Here is an 18,459-nt window from a genome sequence, read left to right as displayed (position 1 = left end):
CCCATGCCGCCCACCGCTTCCATCGCGCCGCAGGCGCTCGACACGGGGCCTGCGCAGCCCTTGCCGCTGCCCCGGCCAACACGCGGCAAGCACGCCGAAACGCCTGCCACACAGCGCTGGCAGCGCGCATCGGCGCGGGCCTACGGCCTGGGGCTGGCGCCGGCGCTGGTGGTGCTGGCCGCCATTACCCTGCTGCCGCTGATCACCCTGGTGGTGGTGAGTCTGACACCGCTGAGCCTGACGGACCCGGCAGCCACCTTCCGCTTTGAGCAGCCCGCTGGCAACTATGTGCAGCTGCTGCAGGACCAGCGCTTTCTGGATTCGCTGTGGGTGCAGGCCAAGCTCTCGTCGGTAGGCGTGCTGCTGCAGCTGCTCGTCGGCCTCGGCCTGGCCCTGCTGCTGCACAGCGGCAGCCGGGTGCTGGCGGGCTTGCGCACGTTTTTCCTGATCCCCATGGTGCTGCCACCGATTGTGGTGGCCCTCGTCTGGAAGATCATCTACACGCCCGACATCAGCCCCCTGCATGCGCTGCTCGAGCAGTGGGGCTGGCCGGTGCGCTCGCTGATCGCCAACCCCGATACCGCCCTGTGGGCCATTGTCGTTGCCGATGTCTGGCAGTGGTTCCCGTTCACGATGCTGATGGTGCTGGCGCAGCTGCAGATGGTGCCGCGCGACCCGGTCGATGCCGCCCGCATCGATGGCGCCAACCGCTGGCAGGTGTTTGTCTACATCGTGCTGCCCTATCTGCAGCGCACCCTGGTGGTCTGCGCGCTGTTCCGCTTGATCGACAGCTTCAAGGCCTTTCCGCTGCTGTATGTGCTGACCAATGGCGGGCCGGGCACCGTGACCGAGGTGACCAATTTCTACGGCTTTATCCAGGCCTTCAACTTCTCGTACTGGGGGTATGGCAGCGCCATTGCGGTGGTGATGCTGGCCATCATCTTTGTGCTGAGCGCGCTGATCAGCCGCCTGGGCAAGGCCAACGGAGAGCGCCATGCACGCTGAGACCTGGCACAGCGCAGCACATTCATTGCCGCTGTGGCAACGCGTAGTGCAGGGCGCACAGCGCCATCTGCGCAGCACCGTGGCTGTGGGGGTGCTGATGCTGGTGCTGCTGCCCTTTTTGTGGATGCTGCAGATGGCCTTTCGCCCGGCGGGCGATGCGCTGTCGCTGGATCTGATATTCAGCCCCACCTTGGAGGCCTTTGCCGGCCTCTGGCAGGACAACTTTGCGCGCTCCTTTGGCAACAGCCTGCTGGTGAGTGTGCTGTCCACCGGGCTGTCACTGCTGTTGGGGGTGCCTGCGGCCTATGCGCTGTCGCGCTGGCGCTTCAAGCAGCGGCGCCAGGTGGCGCTGTGGGTGCTGTGCACGCGCATGGCGCCGCCCATTGCGTTCACGATTCCGTTCTTCCTGGCCTTTCGCTGGCTGGGTCTGCTCGACACGGTCTGGGCGCTGGTGCTGGTCTACCTGACCTTCAACCTGGCGATCGTGATCTGGATGATGCAAGGCTTTTTTGACGCGATTCCCACAGCGCTGGAAGAGGCGGCCTGGATGGACGGCTGCGGCATCTGGTCGGCCTTCTGGCATGTGACCTTGCCGCTGACCCGGCCGGGCCTGGTGGCCACGGCCGTGCTGTGCTTCATCTTCTCGTGGAGCGACTTTTTCTTCGCACTGATTCTGACCCGCACCCAGGCGGTGACGGCGCCGGTCGCCATCGTCAATTTTCTGCAGTACGACGGCTGGGAGTGGACCAAGATTGCCGCAGCCGGCACGATGGTGATGCTGCCGGTGCTGCTCTTCACGGTGCTGGTACGCAAATACCTGGTGCACGGCCTCACCGCCGGTGGCGTAAAGGACTGAGATGGCTTCGATTGCATTGAGACAGCTGCGCAAGCACTTTGAGGGGCACGATGTGCTCAAGGGCATATCGCTCGATATCGCCGAGGGGGAGTTTGTCGCGCTGGTGGGCCCGTCTGGCTGCGGCAAATCCACCTTGCTGCGCATGCTCGCCGGTCTGGAGGAAGTCAGCAGCGGCCAGATCGTGCTGGGCGGACAGGTCATCAACGACGTGCCGCCGCGCGAGCGCAATATCGCGATGGTGTTCCAGAACTATGCGCTCTACCCGCATATGACGGTGGCCGAGAACCTGGGCTTTGCGCTCAAGCTGCAGCGCCAGGCGCCGGCGGCCATCGCGCAGCGCGTGCAGCAGGTGGCCGAGATTCTGGGCCTGGAGCCGCTGCTGGGCCGCCTGCCTGCCCAGCTCTCGGGTGGCCAGCGCCAGCGTGTGGCGATGGGCCGCGCCATTGTGCGCGAGCCGCTGGCCTTTTTGTTTGACGAGCCGCTGTCCAACCTCGATGCCAAGCTGCGCGTGCAGATGCGCACCGAGATCAAGTCCCTGCACCAGCGCCTGCGCACCACCACGGTCTATGTCACCCACGACCAGATCGAGGCCATGACCATGGCCGACCGCATCGTGGTGATGCGCGACGGCGTGATCGAGCAAGTGGGCACCCCGCTGGAGCTGTATGACCGGCCGCGCAATGCCTTTGTCGCGCAGTTCATCGGTTCACCCGCGATGAACCTGATTGCCGCCCGCAGCCAGCCAGCGCAGGACGGCTGGCAGCTGGTGACCGACGACGGCCAGCGCCTGCCGCTGCTGCCTGGCCTGCAGGCCCAGGGCGCGCGTGAACTGTGGCTGGGTGTGCGGCCCGAGCATGTGCAGCTGGAGGTGGCGCCGCTGAGCGGTGTGGCCACCAGCGCTGCGACCGTCGAGGTCGTCGAGCCCACCGGCGCCGAAACCCAGGTGGTCAGCCGCTTTGGCCAGCAGCCACTGATATCGACCGTCAAGGAGCGCCTGGCGCTGGCCCCCGGCCAGGCCCTGCATTGGCACACGGCGCCGCAGCATTGGCATGTGTTTGACCGGCACAGCGGCGAGCGCCTGAACGTCGCATAAAGCCTGATGTCTGAAGCACAAAGGCTCCCGGTTGGGAGCCTTTGCGTTGCTGGAGGCAGCCGTTTAAGCCAGCGGGCCTGCGCTCAGGATGTCCGACAGCGCCTTGCGTGGCGATGGTGTTTCGCGCTCGGCCAGGTCGGCTGGCAGGCTGGACTTGTCGCCGCGCTCGCCGATCGCGACCAGGCATTCGACCTGCCACTGCTCGCCCAGTTGCAGCACCTCGCGTGCGGCAGCCAGCTCGATGCCGGCCATCGCATGCGTGGCCAGGCCCATGGCATGCGCTTGCAGCGCCAGGTAGCCCCAGGCACAGCCGGTGTCAAAGCTGTGCATGGCCGATTCGGCCTTGTTCGACAGCACCACCAGCAACGCGCCGGCGTTCAGGCACCAGCGGCGGTTGAACTCGTTGGGGATGGTGGAGAACGCTTGCCAGTTGGCATCGCCATGGATCGAATACGCAAAGTGCCAGGGCTGCTTGTTGCTGGCCGAAGGGGCCCAGCGTGCGCCTTCAACAATGGTCTCGATGTCCTTGGGCGTCAGCGCCTTGCCGGAGAAGGCGCGGGGCGAGGAACGGTCCAGAAACTGGGGATGGATGGCATGGGTGGATTGGCGCGTCATGGTCAGAAATGGAGCAATAAGACCGCCAGCATGCCATATCTGCCGGTTTTTTGCAGGCTCAGATTTTCTGCTTGTCGACCAGCTTGAAGGTGCCGGTGGCCAGGCCCAGCAGGTTGCCGGCATCGTCATGCAGTTCGCCTCGCACAAAGGACAGGCTCTTGCCGCGTTTTTCGCAGACGGCGGTGCAGACCACATCGCCGCTGCCCGGTGCAATGTAGTGGATGGTCAGGTCCACGGTGATGACGCCATAGCGCGACGGGTCATGCGCGCGTGCGGCGCAGGACAAGCCCACGTCGAGCAAGGTGGCGATGGCGCCGCCATGCATGTCGCCCCGGCTGTTGGTGTATTGCTTCTGGTAGGGCATGCGCACCCGGGCGCGGTCATTGCCGATCGCCTCGCCTTTGAGCAGAAAGGCCTCGGCCATGGCCATGCTGAGGCCGAAGATTTGGTGGACCGGCTCATCCACGGTGTAGGCGGGAATGGCGTTGTCAACAGCGGTGGATGGGGCGGTGGTGGTCATGGGGCAGGGCGCAGCAGGTTCAAAAGCCAGCATGTTAGCGGCTGGGGCAGCCGCGCGGGCAAGGCGGCTGACGCCTGGGAGTCGCCCACCTGGCGGCGCGCAGCTTCGTTTGCAAAGCGGGTTCCCGGGCTCCTGGGGTCACGGTTTATCATCGCTGGCTTATGCCTGCCTGGTCCTCCGCATCTTCTCTGTTGTCCCCGTATTGCCCGCGCTGCGGCGCTGCCCACTGCCGCAGTGCAGGCGCGCCCCATGCCTTTGCCTGCCTGCAGTGCGGCGCGCAGTTCCGGCTGGAGCATCTGCAGGGCCAGGCTTTTGCTGGCATGTCCACGTCCGCAGAAGCAGCCAGCGGGGCGCGGCTGCGCAGGCATCTGCCCTGGGTGGCGGTGCTGCTGGCCATGCTGGTGTCCATCCCCTGGTGGCTGCCCCGGCTGCAACCCGGGCTCCAGCTGAAGCTGCCCGCTGCCTGGCAAGACAAGGCAGCGCCGCTGGCGCTGGGCCGCAGCGAGGCCACCACGCTGATCGAGCGCAACGGCCAGCGCCTGCTGGTGCAGCTGTATGAAAGCCGCGAGCAGGACGATGTGGTCTACCGTGCGGTGCTGCGCGATGCAGCCACGGGTGCCAGCCTGGGCGAGCCGCAGCGCATGGCCATGCCCTGGGCCGGCACGTCGGGCCGGGCCGAGCTGCAGTTTTTCTCGGATGGCCAGCTCTACCTGTTCTTGCGGGAGCGCGGCTTTTGGCGGCTGGACCTGGCCAGCCTGCGCTTTGTCGATCTGCAGCCCCAGCTGAGCGCGCGCTTTGCCGCGCAGCTGGGCGAGGGCATCGTCGGCGTGGCGCCCAAGGGCCGTGACCGGCCCGACAGCCTGGAGGTAACCAGCCGCAGTGGCAGCAAATACCTGGTGTACTGGCTGCTGGGCCAGATCTGGCCGGCGGCCGACAGCAGCAGCCTGTATGAAAAGGCGCAATCCGGCTACCGCCAGGAGATCGCGTTCTACCGCTATGAATCGCTGCCCCACCCGACAGGGGAGGAGAACCGCGCCGTGCTGGTGCAGTCCTGGTGGCGGCATGAGCCCGGGCAGCCTGCCTACTTTGACTATTACGACCTGCAGCCCAGCGACAGCCGCGAGGTGCAGAGCTCGCCACGCAGCTATGTACCCATTGGCGATGGCTTCTTCACCCGCCCTTACGCCATCAAGGACCGGGGCCTGCTGCGCATCAAGGTGGTGCAGCCGGCGGTGCCGCGCTTCCATGCCGAAGTGATGGCCGAAAGCACGCGCCGCCTGCTGCTGGCCTACAACCCCACGCCACTGCGGCAGGAGGGGCGCGTGATCCAGCTGCTGGACAAGGCCAGCCAGCAGCTGGTGTGGAGCCGCACCATCGACCAGTTGCCTCAGCTGGGCAAGCGCGAAGGCGGCATGTATGTCACCGGCCAGGCCGTCAGCGCCGGCTTCCTGCTGCTCAACGACATGCGCCAGCCTGCCCTGCTGATCGGTGAGGACGGCGAGCTGCTGCAAGACTTCACGGCTGCAGCGCAAGGGGCCGCGCGATGAACATCCCCCGGCGTGCCATTGGTCCCCTGGGCATCGTCTTTGTGGTGTTTTTTGTGCTGCCGCTGCTGGTGCCCGCCACCATCCGTCTGCTGCGCCCTGCAGACCAGGCCGAGGAGCTGGGCGAGGTCGAGGCATCGGCCATCTACCAGGGCGAGGATGGCAGCCTGCGCATGCTGCGGGTGATGAAGCACAGCACCGCTCAGGATGATGTGTTTGTGCTGCTGAGCAACGACCTGCAGGCCAAGCAGCTGCTGGGCGAGCCCCAGCGCATCGTGCTGCCCCGCGCCCAGCTGCGCCAGGCCGCCCGGCTGCGCAGCGAGGCCGATGGCCAGCTATCGCTGCTGCTCAATGACCGGCAATGGTGGCTGCGCCAGCCGGCGCAGTCCGCGTTTGCACCGATGGATGCCGCGCTGCGCCAGCGCTTTGCGGCAGAGCTGGGCATAGGTGTGTCCAAGTACGCATTTGGCGAGCAGCGCGAACCGGGTTTGTTGGAGGTGACCAGCAATACCGGCGACCGCTATGCGCTGTACTGGGCCAGCGGCGAGCTCTACCCCTGGGCGGAGCGGCTGCCCCGCTGGCAGCAGCGCCCCTGGGCGCAGTACCAGCAGACGGTTGCGCGCATCGACTATGCCGACTTTGACACCGACGTGGCACAGTACGGCTTGCCGACCATGCTGCTGCAGTTTGCGCAAAAAGTGCGGCCCGGCGAGTTTGAGCGCTGGCCGCGGCTGAGTGTGCATTCCAGCTCGGACAAGCAGGTGCGCGCAGCCCCCAGGCTTTACCAGCCGCTGAGCGATGGTTTTGTGGTCAGCCGCCAGGCCGTGCGCGAGGCGGGCATCACCAAGATTGCGCCGGTGACCAGTGTGCCGGTGCAGTTCAGCGGCGAGGTGTTGGCCCGCAATGCCGACCGGGTGCTGATGCGCTATGACGAAACCCCGACCACCGCCGCCGAGGTGGTGCTGCAGATCGTCGATGCGCACAGCCTGCAGGTGGTGTGGCGCAAGTCCACACGCGAGATACCGCAGTTGCTGTCAGATGGCAGCGTGGCGGCCCAGGCCTGGCCCGGTGGTTTTTACCTGAGCACCGCGATGAACTTGCCCGCGCTGGTGATCGACAACAACGGCCAGACCCTGTACGACTTTCAGCCCCAAAAACGCCAGGAGCACCGTAGCGATGACTGAGGCTGGGGGCATGCGCCAGTGGCCCGGCCAGCCAGTTGTTAGGGTGGATAGCCGACGATAAAAGTGCAGGCTAATGCGATAGTTATTGGGTGGCCTACAGCGCTGTTTTGTAAAGAAATTTTGCAAATCCAGCGACCCGTTTACGTAAAGCCCGGCGAATCTCCAAAACTCCTACAGCCAGCACGATCGCGCAGCGGCACCATGGCTTAACGGCAGGCGTTTGTTCCTGCCGCCAACCTGACACTGAAGGAGTAAGCGCCATGAGCCAGCAGAACCACCAACAGTCCGGACAGCAGCCTGCCCAGAAAAAGGAGCAGCAACAGCAACAGCAATCCCCGAAGCAGCAGCAACCGGGCCAGCAGGACCGCAAGCAGCCATCGCAGAAGTAATCTGCGGCTGCGCGGACCACGAAGACCACACGGAGCACCCTATGCAACAACTGCCTTTGCCGATGACCAAGCAACAGCCTTGGCCCCTGCAACAGGGCCAGCCGTTGCGCGAGGCCAAGTACTCGCAGCAGCAGTGCAAGTGCAACCGCCGCCAACTGGGCACCGAGCCCAAGACGCCGGACAACGCACAGATGTGCTGATCTTCCGAACCCCGCGCCAAGGCCCGCTTCCAGCGGGCTTTTTCGTGGGCGCCGCTGGACGGCGCTGGCTGGCCCAAAGCCGCCCTATGCCGCGCAGGCGCTGGTGGCGGATTTGGGCGCTGTACCCCTCTGGCGATGCGCAGATACTGGCCTCTTCGGGCTGGCCAGCATGGCCAGCGCTGCTGCCAACCCGGCGTATCCAGACCATGGGGTATAGAGACGACATGGCCGGCCGCTTGTACTTCTGTGAAGGATGGAAAAGGGATGTGTGCGCTGCAATGCCGTGGCACGGGGCAGAGCGCTGCAGGGGCTTTGCAAAATGTGCGGCGAGAAACGTCTCGAAGCAGGCGGCGCGTCAATTCCTACACCGGCCCCTGGGCGGCGGCGCGACTATAGAGCCATGGCAGGGCAATGTCGCCCTGTCATCATCTTGAAGGAGCTAACGCTATGAATCAGCCAAACAGCCAACGCCATCCCAACCAGGTGAACCAGCAGCAATCGGGCCAGAAACCCGGCTCGCAAAAAGAGCAGCAACACCAGCAGCAGTCGCCGCAGCAAAAGCAGCCTGGTCAGCAAGACCGCTCTCAGCAGCAGCGCTAGGAAATACGTTGGTACAGGTCATGTGCCCTCAGCAGCCAAGTGTTATCTGGCTGCCCTACCTAGGCGGCTGAGTGCCAAGGCTGTATTGACAGCGCAAGACATGGACACCAACTGCCATTGATACCCTGCAATGGCATCGATGCCAAGCAAATGGCCCGCAGTTGCGGGCCATTGTGTTGTGAGCGTATCGCCCTCCCTGGGCATCAGCTGCGGCGATAGCGGCGGGCTAGTCCGAACAGACCCATGCCCATGCCGATCGATACCCACAGTCCGCCTAGCGGTACCGCCGTCGGTGTTATCGGCGGTGTTACCGCGCTAGCGCAAGCCAGCGCTGCGGTCGCATTGATTCCTGCAGTCGGGGTGCCTGAGCCAAAGCTGAAGTCTGTGCCATCGACAATGGTATTGGTCACGCTTGCCACGGTGCACTGATCTGCTGCAGGCCAGGTTGCGTTCAGCACCACCTGGCAGCCTGCCGCTGGCACCACTCCGCCGCTCAGCGTGAGAGTGCTGCCGCTGCTAGAGGCGCTACCTCCGCAGCTGTTGCTGGCAATGCCATCCAGCGTCAGCGGAGCCGGCAGGCGGTCGATCAGCGAAAGTCCGCTGGCGTCGTTGAAGCCGTTGCCAGTGATGGAGATTGTGATCTGAGTGCTATCACCTGGTTTGACACTGGAGGCACTGAACGACTTGCTCACTTGCAGGGCTTTGGCTTGGCATGCCAGCGTGGCTGTGGCGTCAATACCAGCAGTCCGCGCACCGGAGCTGAAGCTGAAGTCAGCGCCGTCGGTGATGGTATTGGTGACGCTGCTTACCGAGCAGATGTCGGTGGCGGGCCACGTTGTATTCAACACCACCTGGCATCCTGTTGATGGCACCGTGCCACCCGTCAGGCTCAGCGCATTGCCGTTGGTGGTCGTCGTGCCTGCACAGCTGTTGCTGGCGATGCTGTCCAGTGTCAGCGGTGCGGGCAAGCTGTCTCGCAGGTTCAGGCCCAAGGTATCGCCCACGTTATTGCCTTGCACATCGATGCGTACCTGCGTGCTCTGACCAGGTTGAACGGAGGTGCTGGCGAATGCCTTGCTGACCTGCAGTGGCGCTGGCGCAATCGCACTGGTAGTTACTACGAAGTTGTCAATCGCCACGTACTGGTTCAGATCCAGGCCGGTGAACAGCACGACCAGCTTGTCCCCCGCCGCGAAACTGCTGGTGTCCACGGAGAAGGTATGGGTGGTCCAATCCAGCGCGTAAGCGTTGCCGGTGGTGTTGGTCGTGGTGACCTGCTCGGTCAAGATAGGGGTCAGGACATTGCTCGAAGGCTGACCACGGACAACGGCGGGCTGGCCCAGCACGGCTGGTGGCGAGAGCGAGAAATCGGAGTTTGCCGGCTCTCCGCCCCCCGCTGTTGCCCGCAAACGGTAGTAAGCCATGGTCACGCGCACGGGATCACCGATCGTGGGGGAAGTCGGGGTAGCGGTGTAATTGGCCAGTTTGACATTGGCCAGTGCGACGGAGCCGTTGACAAAAGGCTGGCCGCTGGGGTCAAAGGCCATACCCACCGCCTCTGTGTTGGCGGTATTGATGGATCCGTAGAAGCCAATCGTGTAATTGCCCGCAGTACCGCTGGGGTCCGAGTAATTTTGCTTGCCCGCGATGGGCGGGGTGATGCACAACACGTCGGCGGAATTGAGCTGGCGAAAGTTGTTGCCAAAATCATCCTGCAGCCTGGTGAGACCTGTACGCGCAGTGCCATCAAGCTGCTGGCAGGCTAGCGCCGGGCTTTCAAAGCGCTGTTCATAGATGACCGTTTGTGCATGTGTGTGGCTCAAGTTACAGGCAAAAAGGACGATGGCGGCAGAACCGCGAAAGACATGGCAATGGCTCAGCATAAAAAGATCTACTAAATTGATAGATGGATCATATCTTGAAGCATTTCGATACATCAAGGTCGACAGTGTCAACAATGAATGACATTGTTGGGATGCCAAGTTCGTCTTGCCGCATGTGTGAAAAAGCCTCCTGACGGAGGCTTTCAATAAGAGGCAGTGAAACGGGATTAAGCCAGCTTGGCCTTCAGCAGCTCATTGACCTGGCCCGGGTTGGCCTTGCCCTTGGAAGCCTTCATCACCTGGCCGACCAGCGCGTTGAAGGCCTTGTCCTTGCCGGCCTTGTACTGCTCCACATTGCCAGGGTTGGCGGCGATCACCTCGTCGATGATGGCTTCGAGCGCACCGGTGTCGTTGGATTGCTTCAAGTCCTTGGCGTCGATGACGGCGTCCACATCTGCGCCTTCACCGCTCCACAGCGCCTCGAACACCTGCTTGGCGCTGTTGTTGCTGATGACATTGCCGTGGATGCGGGCGATCAGGGTGCCCAGTTGCGCGGCGCTGACCTTGACCTGGTCCATGCCGATTTCTTCCAGGTTCAGACGGCGCGAGATCTCGCCCATCACCCAGTTGCTGGCCAGCTTGGGCTGGCCGCTGGCCTTGGCGGCGGCTTCAAAGTAGTCGGCCATGGCCTGGCTTTGGGTCAAGGTGGTGGCGTCGTACTCGGGCAGGCCGTAGTCGGTCACAAAGCGGTCGGCACGCTGGCGCGGCAGCTCGGGCATCTCAGCCTTCACAGCCTGCACCCAGCTGTCGGCGACCACCAGCGGTGGCAGGTCTGGATCGGGGAAGTAGCGGTAATCGGCCGCGTCTTCCTTGGTGCGCATCGCGCGGGTCTCGCCGGTGTCGGGGTTGAACAGCACGGTGGCCTGCTGGATCGCACGGCCATCTTCGATCTCTTCGATCTGCCAGCGGATTTCGTAATCGATGGCGATCTGCATGTTGCGGAACGAGTTCAGGTTCTTGATCTCGCGGCGGGTGCCCAGCGGCTGGCCGGGCTTGCGCACGGACACGTTGGCATCGCAGCGGAACGAGCCTTCCTGCATGTTGCCGTCGCAGATGCCGATCCAGGTGACGATCTTGTGCAGTTCCTTGGCATAGGCCACGGCTTCGGCGGTGCTGCTCATGTCGGGCTCGGTGACGATCTCCAACAGCGGCGTGCCGGCGCGGTTCAGGTCAATGCCCGATTGGCCGATGAACTCGTCGTGCACGGATTTGCCGGCGTCTTCTTCCAGGTGGGCGCGCACCAGGCGCACGGTCTTTTTCTGGTCGCCAACAAAGAAGCTCACCTCACCGCCTTGCACCACCGGGATCTCGAACTGCGAGATCTGGTAGCCCTTGGGCAGGTCGGGGTAGAAGTAGTTCTTGCGCGCAAAGATGCTGACGGGCGCAATGGTGCTGCCCAGTGCCAGGGCGAGCTTGATGGCGCACTCGACGGCCTTCTTGTTCATCACCGGCAGGGTGCCGGGCAGGGCCAGGTCCACGGCGCAGGCCTGGGTGTTGGGCTCGGCGCCAAAGGCGGTGCTGGCGCGGCTGAAGATCTTGCTGTTGGCGGCCAGCTGGGTGTGGGTTTCAAAGCCAATCACCACTTCGTAGCCGTTGATGAGCTTGACGGTTGTTTCGGTCATGTTCTGTGTTCCTCCCTGCGTTACTTCGCGATGCCGGTGGGCTGGCGCAGGTGGTGGTCGGTGGCTTGCTGCAGCTGGTGGGCGGCGTTCAGGAGCTTGGCTTCGCCAAAGTAGTTGCCGATCAGCTGCAGGCCCACGGGCATGCCGCCTTCGCCAAAGCCGGCAGGCACGCTCAGGCCGGGCAGGCCGGCCAGCGATGCGGGCAGGGTGTAAATGTCGGCCAGGTAGTTGGCAAGCGGGTCGCTCTTGCCGCCCAGCGCCCAGGCCACGGTGGGCGCAGCGGGGCCGGCGATCAGGTCGCAGTCCTTGAAGGCGGTCTGGAAGTCGTCGGCAATCATGCGGCGGATCTTTTGCGCCTGCAGGTAGTAGGCGTCGTAGTAGCCGTGCGACAGCACATAGGCGCCGGTCATGATGCGGCGCTTGACCTCGTCGCCAAAGCCTTCGGCGCGGGTCTTCTTGTACATGTCGACCAGGTCGGTGTAGTCCTTGGCGCGGTGGCCGAACTTCACGCCATCAAAGCGCGAGAGGTTGGACGAGGCCTCGGCCGGGGCGATGATGTAGTAGACGGGGATGGACAGCTCGGTGCGCGGCAGGCTGATCGGCACCAGCTTGGCGCCCAGCTTTTCGTACTCCTTGAGGGCGGCATCGACAGCGGCGCGCACATCGCTGCTCAGGCCATCGCCAAAGAACTCGGCAGGCACGCCGATGCGCAGGCCGGCCAGCGAGTCGTTCAACTGGGCCGTGAAGTCTTCGGCCGGGTGGTCGAGGCTGGTGGAGTCGCGGTCCAGGTCGGGGCCGCACATCTCGCTGAGCAGCAGCGCGCAGTCTTCGGCGGTGCGCGCCATCGGGCCGGCCTGGTCCAGGCTGGAGGCGAAGGCGATCATGCCGTAGCGGCTGGCGCGGCCATAGGTGGGCTTGATGCCGGTGATGCCGCAGAACGACGCGGGCTGGCGGATGGAGCCGCCCGTATCGCTGCCGGTGGCGGCGGGCGCCAGGCGCGCGGCCACGGCCGCTGCCGAGCCGCCGGACGAACCGCCGGGCACCCGGCTGGTGTCCCAGGGGTTGCGCACCGGGCTGATGGCGCTGTTCTCGTTGGCCGAGCCCATCGCGAACTCGTCCATGTTCAGCTTGCCCAGGGTCACGGCACCGGCGCCGGCCAGCTTGCTCACCATGGTGGCGTCAAATGGCGACTGGTAGCCTGCCAGCATCTTGCTGCCTGCGGTGGTGGGGAAGTCCTGGGTGACGAACAGGTCCTTGTGGCCAATCGGCACACCGGCCAGCTTGCCGGCCGTGCCCGCTGCAATGGCGGCATCGGCGGCACGGGCCTGGGCCAGGGTCACGTCTTCATGGATGTGGACATAGGCGCCCAGATCCTGGTGGGCCTTGGCACGGGTGAGGAAATGTTGCGCAGCCTCGACGGAGGACACTTCGCGGCGTTTGAGCTTGGCGGCCAGCTGGGCCACGCTCAAGTCATGCAATTCGGTAGGGATGCTCATGCAAATCTCGCGATCTTGGCGATCTCGGTGAATGGGAAAGGGCGCTGCGCGCCGGTCTCAGGGGCATGGTGCTGCGTGCTGCTGCCACCACGGCCGGGGGCCGGTTATTGCCAGGGCCCACCAGGCCTGAAGATGCTGTGAATTACTCAATCACCTTGGGTACCAGGAAATAGCCTTTTTCCACGGCAGGCGCGCTGCGCTGGTTGGCTTCCCGGTTATCCGGCTCGCTGATGACATCATCACGAAGACGGAGGGTGATTTCCTGGATCGCTGCCACGGGGTGTGACAGGGGCATGACACCAGAGGTATCCACAGCCTGCATCTTCTCCACAATGCCGAAAAAGTTATTCATCTGCGAGAGCATGCGCTCACTCTCGGAGTCGGATAATTCGAGCCGCGCCAGGTTGGCGATGCGGGCAATGTCATCTTTTGTCAGGGCCATAGATAGTCGTATGTAAACCAGTCATAAAAAAACGGGGCCGGAAAGCGTTGCCCTGTAAGTTATTCACAGGGGATAGAGTATTATCCCGTCTTTGACGCAATAACGCGGCAACGTCGGTCATTGCGCATCAAAAACCCTTCTGTCATCTCACCACACACCAATGAAGGGCGATGGAGCGCCGAAGTGCGACCCATGCCCTAGAGGAAACTTGCATGTTCGGAGCGTTCCGTCGCTACTTTTCCACCGACCTGGCCATCGACCTGGGCACGGCCAACACCTTGATTTTTGCACGCGACAAAGGGATTGTGCTCGATGAGCCTTCCGTCGTTGCGATTCGCCATGAAGGTGGCACCCATGGCCGCAAGGTCATCCAGGCCGTAGGCCGCGAAGCCAAGGCCATGCTGGGCAAGGTGCCCGGCAATATCGAAGCCATCCGCCCGATGAAGGACGGCGTGATTGCCGACTTCCTGATCACCGAGCAGATGATCAAGCAGTTCATCAAGATGGTGCATCCCCGCACCTTGCTCTCGCCCAGCCCCCGCATCATCATCTGCGTGCCTTGCGGCTCGACCCAGGTCGAGCGCCGCGCGATCAAGGATGCCGCGCTCAAGGCCGGCGCCACCCAGGTGGAACTGATCGAAGAGCCGATGGCTGCCGGCATCGGCGCGGGCCTGCCGGTGTCCGAGGCCTCTGGCTCGATGGTGGTCGACATCGGCGGCGGTACCACCGAAGTGGGCGTGATCTCGCTGGGCGGCATGGTCTACAAGGGCAGTGTCCGCGTAGGTGGCGACAAGTTTGACGAATCCATCATCAACTACATCCGCCGCAACTACGGCATGATGATTGGCGAGCCCACCGCCGAGCTGATCAAGAAGAGCATTGGCTCTGCGTTCCCGGGCTCTGAAGTCAAGGAAATCGAAGTCAAGGGCCGCAACCTCTCCGAAGGCGTGCCACGCAGCTTCACCATCAGCTCCAACGAAGTGCTGGAAGCCCTGACCGAGCCGCTGAACCAGATCGTGTCCGCCGTGAAGAACGCGCTGGAGCAAACCCCCCCCGAGCTGGGCGCCGACATTGCCGACCGCGGCATGATGCTGACCGGTGGTGGCGCCTTGCTGCGCGACCTGGACCGCCTGCTGGCCGAAGAAACCGGCCTGCCTGTGCTTGTTGCTGAGGAACCACTGACCTGCGTGGTGCGCGGCTGCGGTATCGCCCTCGATACCCTGGACCGCAAGGGCGTGACGATTTTCACCAGCGAATAACACAGGCGCCCTGCGCAGCGATACGCAATAATGGCGAGGGGCAGCGGCTATGCACACCATGGCGCGCTGCAGGCCCGCCATGCTTGTTTGCACAGCCTGGCCGCTTGCGATGCGTTGAATGCCTAGCCGCTGTGATGCGCCCGTTTCTGCTTTTTCGCTTTTCTCCGATGTCCCTGCCCATGTCCCTTGTCCACCGTGCTGACCGCCTACTGGCGCAGCGGCACGCGCCCGGACCAGGCATTGGGAACCGGGCCAGGTTCTGCTGAGGCCACTGCATGGCACGCAACGTCTTCTCCGGCGGTATACCGACCTTCCGACCACAGGGGCCCAGCGCCAATGTGCGTCTGGCGCTGTGCGTAGCGCTGGCGGTGTTCCTGATGGTGGCGGACGTGCGCTTCAAGCTCACCGAGCCGCTGCGCAAGGCCGTCGCCACCGTCCTCTTCCCCATGCAATGGGTGATGCTGCAGCCGGTGCTGCTGATCCAGGGCGGTGCCAGTTATTTTGAAGATTTGAACAAGGCGCAAGCGGCTGCCGTCACCGCTGAGAAAAACGCGATTGCGCTGACCCACCGTGCCAACCTGGTCGAAACGCTGGACCATGAGAACCAGCGGCTGCGCCAGTTGCTGAACCTGGTGCCCCGCCTCAAGACCGAAGGGCGCGCCGCCCAGGTGGTGTACGAGACGGCCGATGCCTTCAACCGCCGTGTCGTGATCGACAAGGGCGAGGTGGCCGGCATTGCGCGTGGCTCTCCGGTGATGGACGAGATGGGCGTGCTGGGCCAGGTGACCCGGGTGTTTCCGATGTCGGCCGAAGTGACCTTGCTGACCGACCGCGAGCAGGCCATCCCCGTGCTCAACCCGCGCACCGGCGCCCGGGCCGTCGCCTATGGTGAGCCCACCAATGCCTATGGCGGTGGCATGGAGCTGCGCTTCATGCCCAGCAATGCCGACATCCAGGAAGGCGATCTGCTGACCACCAGCGGTGTGGATGGCGTCTATGCGCCCGGCCTGCCGGTGGCGCGCATCGTCAAGATCGAGCGCCGTGCGGACTCTCCGTTCGCGCGTGTCTACTGCGAGCCCCTGGCACAGATGTTTGGCACCCAGTTTGTGATGGTGATCAACCCGTTGCCTGAAGACGCCCTGCCGCCGCGCCCGCCGGTGGAGACCAAGACCCAGGAAGGCCCGGCCTCCACCCCCCGCAAGGGCAAGCGCGGATGATGCCGGCCTCCACGAACCCAATCCCAGGAATGCAGCCATGATCATGCCGCGTGGGCAGCCCTTGCTGCTGCCTGTCCCCCCTGGCTTTATTGCGCTGACCCTGGTGTTGGCGCTGATGATCAACATGCTGCCGCTGAGCCGCGCGCTGTGGCTGCCCGATGTGCTGCTGCTGGTGCTCGTCTACTGGGGCGTGCACGAGCCCGGCAAGATCGGCATGGGCTGGGCCTTTGTGCTGGGCCTGTGCATGGATGTGCACCAGTCCTCCCTGCTGGGCCTGCATGCGCTGGTGTATTCGGCCGTGCTGTACGGCGTGGCGCTGCTGCGCCAGCGCATCACCTGGCTGAGCGTGATGGCCCAGGCGGTGCAGGTGATGCCGCTGTTCCTGGCGTCTGACGTGGTGCTGATGCTGCTGCGCATGTTGCTGCGTGGCAGTTTTCCGGGCTGGGGCTTTTTGACGCCCGGCCTGTGGTGCGTAGCGCTGTGGCCGCTGGTGAGCGGGCTGCTGCAGCTGCCCCAGCGCCAGCCGCCCGACGATGACGAAAACCGCCCCTTGTAAGCTGGGGCGTTTGCGCAGACCATGACCGAGATCCAGAATTCAGACCGCGCCTTCAGCCGCTTTCGGCTGCGGGTGATCGTCATCGGTCTGGTGGTGGTGCTGTGCTTTGGCATTCTGCTCTCGCGCCTGTATGTGCTGCAGATCGACCGCCATGACGACCTGCTGGCGCAGGCCGAAAGCAACCGCACGGCGGTGGTGCCCATCGTCCCCAACCGGGGCCAGATCTATGACCGCAATGGCGTGCTGCTGGCCACCAACTACTCGGCCTACACCCTGGAGATCACGCCCTACAAGGTGGGCGATGTGGAAGAGACCATCGATGCGTTGTCCGAGCTGATCGAGATCACGCCGCGCGACCGCCGCCGTTTCAAGCGCCTGCGTGAGGATTCGCGCAACTTCGACTCGCTGCCGATCCGCTCGCGCCTGACCGACCAGGAAGTGGCCAAGTTCGCCGCCCAGCGCTACCGTTTTCCGGGTGTGGATGTGAAGGCGCGGCTGTTTCGCTCCTACCCGATGGGCGAGACCGGTGCCCACCTCATCGGCTACATCGGCCGCATCAACCAGCGCGAGAAGGAGCGCATCGACGACTCCGAAGAAGCAGCCAACTACCGGGGCACCGAGTACATCGGCAAGACCGGCGTGGAAGCCAGCTACGAAAAAGAGCTGCATGGCCACACCGGCGTGGAGCGCATGGAGACCTCGGCCGGCGGCCATGCGGTGCGCAAGCTCGACAGCTCCCCCGCCACCCCGGGCGAGAGTGTGGTGCTGTCGGTGGACATCAAGCTGCAGAAGATGGTCGAAGACCTGTACGGCGAGCGCCGGGGCGTGGCCGTGGCGATCGACCCGCGCAGCGGCGAGCTGCTGGCCATGGTCAGCAAGCCCACCTACGATCCGAATATCTTTGTCGAGGGCATTGACCAGGAAAGCTGGAAGGCGCTGAACGAATCCATTGACCGCCCCCTGCTCAACCGGGCCATGCGCGGCACCTACCCGACTGGCTCCACCTACAAGCCCTTCATGGGCCTGGCCGGGCTGGAGACGGGAAAGCGCACCCCGTCGACCATCATCCAGGACGGCGGCAGCTGGACCTTTGGCGGCCACACCTTCCGCTCCGGCCATGCGCTGGGCCCGGTCGATCTGAACCGCGCGATCCAGCATTCGAGCAATGTCTACTTCTACACCCTGGCCAATGAAATGGGCGTGGATGCGATCCATGACTTCATGAAGCCGCTGGGCTTTGGCCAGATCACCGGCATCGACCTGCCCGGTGAAGTGCGCGGCGTGCTGCCCAGCACGGCCTGGAAACGCGATACCTACAAGCGCCCTGAGCAAAAACGCTGGTATGCCGGTGAGACCATCTCGCTGGGCATTGGCCAGGGATACAACAACTTCACGATTCTGCAGCTGACGCATGCGCTGGCGACGATTCTGGACAACGGCAACAGCCGGGTGCCGCATGTGGGCAGGTCGCTGATCGACCCGGTAACCGGCGAGCGCCGCCCCATCGAGCAGCCGCCGCCCGTAAACCTGGGCTACAAGCAAAGCAATATGGACGCGGTCAAGCGCGGCATGGTGGCGGTGGTGACCGGTGGAACCGGGCGCGGCTCCTTCGGCACGGCCCGCTACACCGCTGGCGGCAAGACCGGCACGGCCCAGGCCATCAGCATCGGCCAGAAGGAAAAGTACAACGCCGCGCGCCTGGCCGAGCGCCAGCGCGACCATGCGCTGTACATCGCCTTTGCGCCTGCGGAAGACCCCAAGATTGCCGTTGGCGTGATCGTTGAGAACGCCGGTTTTGGTGCCGGCTCGGCCGCGCCGATTGCCCGCCGCATCATGGACTACTGGCTGCTGGGCGAATACCCCAGTGAGGCCGATATGGCCGCCATGCAGCGCGGCGAAGGCCGTGCGCCGATGGGCACGCCACGGCGGGTTGAAGATATCCAGCTGAAGCCGCAGACGGAGCCGCCACAGTAAGCCA

The 18,459-nt window shown here is 64.1% G+C and carries 18 protein-coding genes; 12 read left to right on the top strand and 6 right to left on the bottom strand.

Translation table 11 applies throughout. The features are described from left to right. Positions 1 to 3 precede the first annotated feature (3 nt). The 3 genes from LPW39_RS08155 to LPW39_RS08145 are packed head-to-tail and all read left to right on the top strand — an operon-like array spanning position 4 to position 2,954. Complete coding sequence (locus tag LPW39_RS08155) at positions 4 to 1,005, top strand: carbohydrate ABC transporter permease (RefSeq protein ID WP_230773344.1); 1,002 nt, start codon at positions 4 to 6, stop codon at positions 1,003 to 1,005. Then, positions 995 to 1,861: a carbohydrate ABC transporter permease gene (locus LPW39_RS08150; RefSeq protein WP_230773342.1), complete on the top strand. Its 867-nt coding sequence runs from the start codon at positions 995 to 997 to the stop codon at positions 1,859 to 1,861. The genes LPW39_RS08155 and LPW39_RS08150 overlap by 11 nt, the downstream gene beginning before the upstream one ends. Position 1,862: 1 nt before the next feature. Further along, positions 1,863 to 2,954 (top strand): ABC transporter ATP-binding protein, encoded by a 1,092-nt coding sequence (locus tag LPW39_RS08145; RefSeq protein ID WP_230773340.1) that lies wholly within the window; start codon positions 1,863 to 1,865, stop codon positions 2,952 to 2,954. 63 nt (positions 2,955 to 3,017) lie between these two features. Here the strand turns inward: LPW39_RS08145 and LPW39_RS08140 are convergent, their stop codons facing one another. Continuing rightward, entirely contained in the window at positions 3,018 to 3,569 is a 552-nt protein-coding gene (locus tag LPW39_RS08140; protein WP_230773338.1) for a nitroreductase family protein, read from the bottom strand. A 58-nt stretch (positions 3,570 to 3,627) separates the two neighbouring features. After that, positions 3,628 to 4,122, bottom strand: coding sequence for a PaaI family thioesterase (locus LPW39_RS08135; RefSeq protein ID WP_230773336.1), 495 nt, complete (start codon positions 4,120 to 4,122; stop codon positions 3,628 to 3,630). A 287-nt stretch (positions 4,123 to 4,409) separates the two neighbouring features. On the opposite strand from LPW39_RS08135, the gene LPW39_RS08130 reads away from it, so the two are divergent. From LPW39_RS08130 to LPW39_RS08110, 5 genes are all read left to right on the top strand, one after another. Next, positions 4,410 to 5,636 (top strand): hypothetical protein, encoded by a 1,227-nt coding sequence (locus LPW39_RS08130; RefSeq protein WP_230773335.1) that lies wholly within the window; start codon positions 4,410 to 4,412, stop codon positions 5,634 to 5,636. After that, a complete protein-coding gene (locus LPW39_RS08125) occupies positions 5,633 to 6,817 on the top strand; it encodes a hypothetical protein (RefSeq protein ID WP_230773333.1) in 1,185 nt (394 codons plus the stop codon). The genes LPW39_RS08130 and LPW39_RS08125 overlap by 4 nt, the downstream gene beginning before the upstream one ends. 260 nt (positions 6,818 to 7,077) lie before the next feature. Next, complete coding sequence (locus LPW39_RS08120; RefSeq protein WP_021026809.1) at positions 7,078 to 7,206, top strand: hypothetical protein; 129 nt, start codon at positions 7,078 to 7,080, stop codon at positions 7,204 to 7,206. A 41-nt stretch (positions 7,207 to 7,247) separates the two neighbouring features. Beyond that, on the top strand, positions 7,248 to 7,406 hold the full coding sequence (locus LPW39_RS08115; protein WP_165841215.1) for a hypothetical protein: 159 nt from the start codon (positions 7,248 to 7,250) through the stop codon (positions 7,404 to 7,406). A gap of 447 nt (positions 7,407 to 7,853) precedes the next feature. After that, positions 7,854 to 8,006 carry a transcription initiation factor TFIID subunit D10 gene (locus LPW39_RS08110; RefSeq protein ID WP_230773330.1) on the top strand — a complete coding sequence of 51 codons (153 nt, stop codon included), beginning with the start codon at positions 7,854 to 7,856 and terminating at the stop codon, positions 8,004 to 8,006. A 203-nt stretch (positions 8,007 to 8,209) separates the two neighbouring features. Here the strand turns inward: LPW39_RS08110 and LPW39_RS08105 are convergent, their stop codons facing one another. The 4 genes from LPW39_RS08105 to gatC form a co-directional block, all read right to left on the bottom strand. Further along, positions 8,210 to 9,988 carry a DUF11 domain-containing protein gene (locus LPW39_RS08105; protein WP_230773328.1) on the bottom strand — a complete coding sequence of 593 codons (1,779 nt, stop codon included), beginning with the start codon at positions 9,986 to 9,988 and terminating at the stop codon, positions 8,210 to 8,212. 68 nt (positions 9,989 to 10,056) lie between these two features. After that, complete coding sequence (gatB, locus tag LPW39_RS08100) at positions 10,057 to 11,511, bottom strand: Asp-tRNA(Asn)/Glu-tRNA(Gln) amidotransferase subunit GatB (RefSeq protein WP_230773326.1); 1,455 nt, start codon at positions 11,509 to 11,511, stop codon at positions 10,057 to 10,059. A 20-nt stretch (positions 11,512 to 11,531) separates the two neighbouring features. After that, complete coding sequence (gene gatA / locus LPW39_RS08095; protein WP_230773323.1) at positions 11,532 to 13,007, bottom strand: Asp-tRNA(Asn)/Glu-tRNA(Gln) amidotransferase subunit GatA; 1,476 nt, start codon at positions 13,005 to 13,007, stop codon at positions 11,532 to 11,534. A gap of 142 nt (positions 13,008 to 13,149) precedes the next feature. Further along, positions 13,150 to 13,449 (bottom strand): Asp-tRNA(Asn)/Glu-tRNA(Gln) amidotransferase subunit GatC, encoded by a 300-nt coding sequence (gene gatC, locus LPW39_RS08090; RefSeq protein WP_230773317.1) that lies wholly within the window; start codon positions 13,447 to 13,449, stop codon positions 13,150 to 13,152. A 212-nt stretch (positions 13,450 to 13,661) separates the two neighbouring features. On the opposite strand from gatC, the gene LPW39_RS08085 reads away from it, so the two are divergent. The 4 genes from LPW39_RS08085 to mrdA all read left to right on the top strand — a co-directional run bounded on the left by LPW39_RS08085 (position 13,662) and on the right by mrdA (position 18,455). Then, positions 13,662 to 14,708: a rod shape-determining protein gene (locus tag LPW39_RS08085; RefSeq protein ID WP_021026802.1), complete on the top strand. Its 1,047-nt coding sequence runs from the start codon at positions 13,662 to 13,664 to the stop codon at positions 14,706 to 14,708. A gap of 275 nt (positions 14,709 to 14,983) precedes the next feature. Beyond that, entirely contained in the window at positions 14,984 to 15,925 is a 942-nt protein-coding gene (gene mreC / locus LPW39_RS08080) for a rod shape-determining protein MreC (RefSeq protein WP_230773316.1), read from the top strand. Positions 15,926 to 15,962: 37 nt separating this feature from the next. Then, entirely contained in the window at positions 15,963 to 16,481 is a 519-nt protein-coding gene (gene mreD, locus LPW39_RS08075) for a rod shape-determining protein MreD (protein ID WP_230773315.1), read from the top strand. A 21-nt stretch (positions 16,482 to 16,502) separates the two neighbouring features. Then, positions 16,503 to 18,455 carry a penicillin-binding protein 2 gene (mrdA, locus tag LPW39_RS08070; RefSeq protein ID WP_230773314.1) on the top strand — a complete coding sequence of 651 codons (1,953 nt, stop codon included), beginning with the start codon at positions 16,503 to 16,505 and terminating at the stop codon, positions 18,453 to 18,455. Positions 18,456 to 18,459 lie beyond the last annotated feature (4 nt).

Origin of the sequence: Comamonas koreensis (assembly GCF_021026195.1) — a bacterium.
GTDB classification, from domain to species: Bacteria; Pseudomonadota; Gammaproteobacteria; order Burkholderiales; family Burkholderiaceae_C; genus Comamonas; species Comamonas koreensis.
This window is presented reverse-complemented; position numbering and strand designations above follow the sequence as displayed.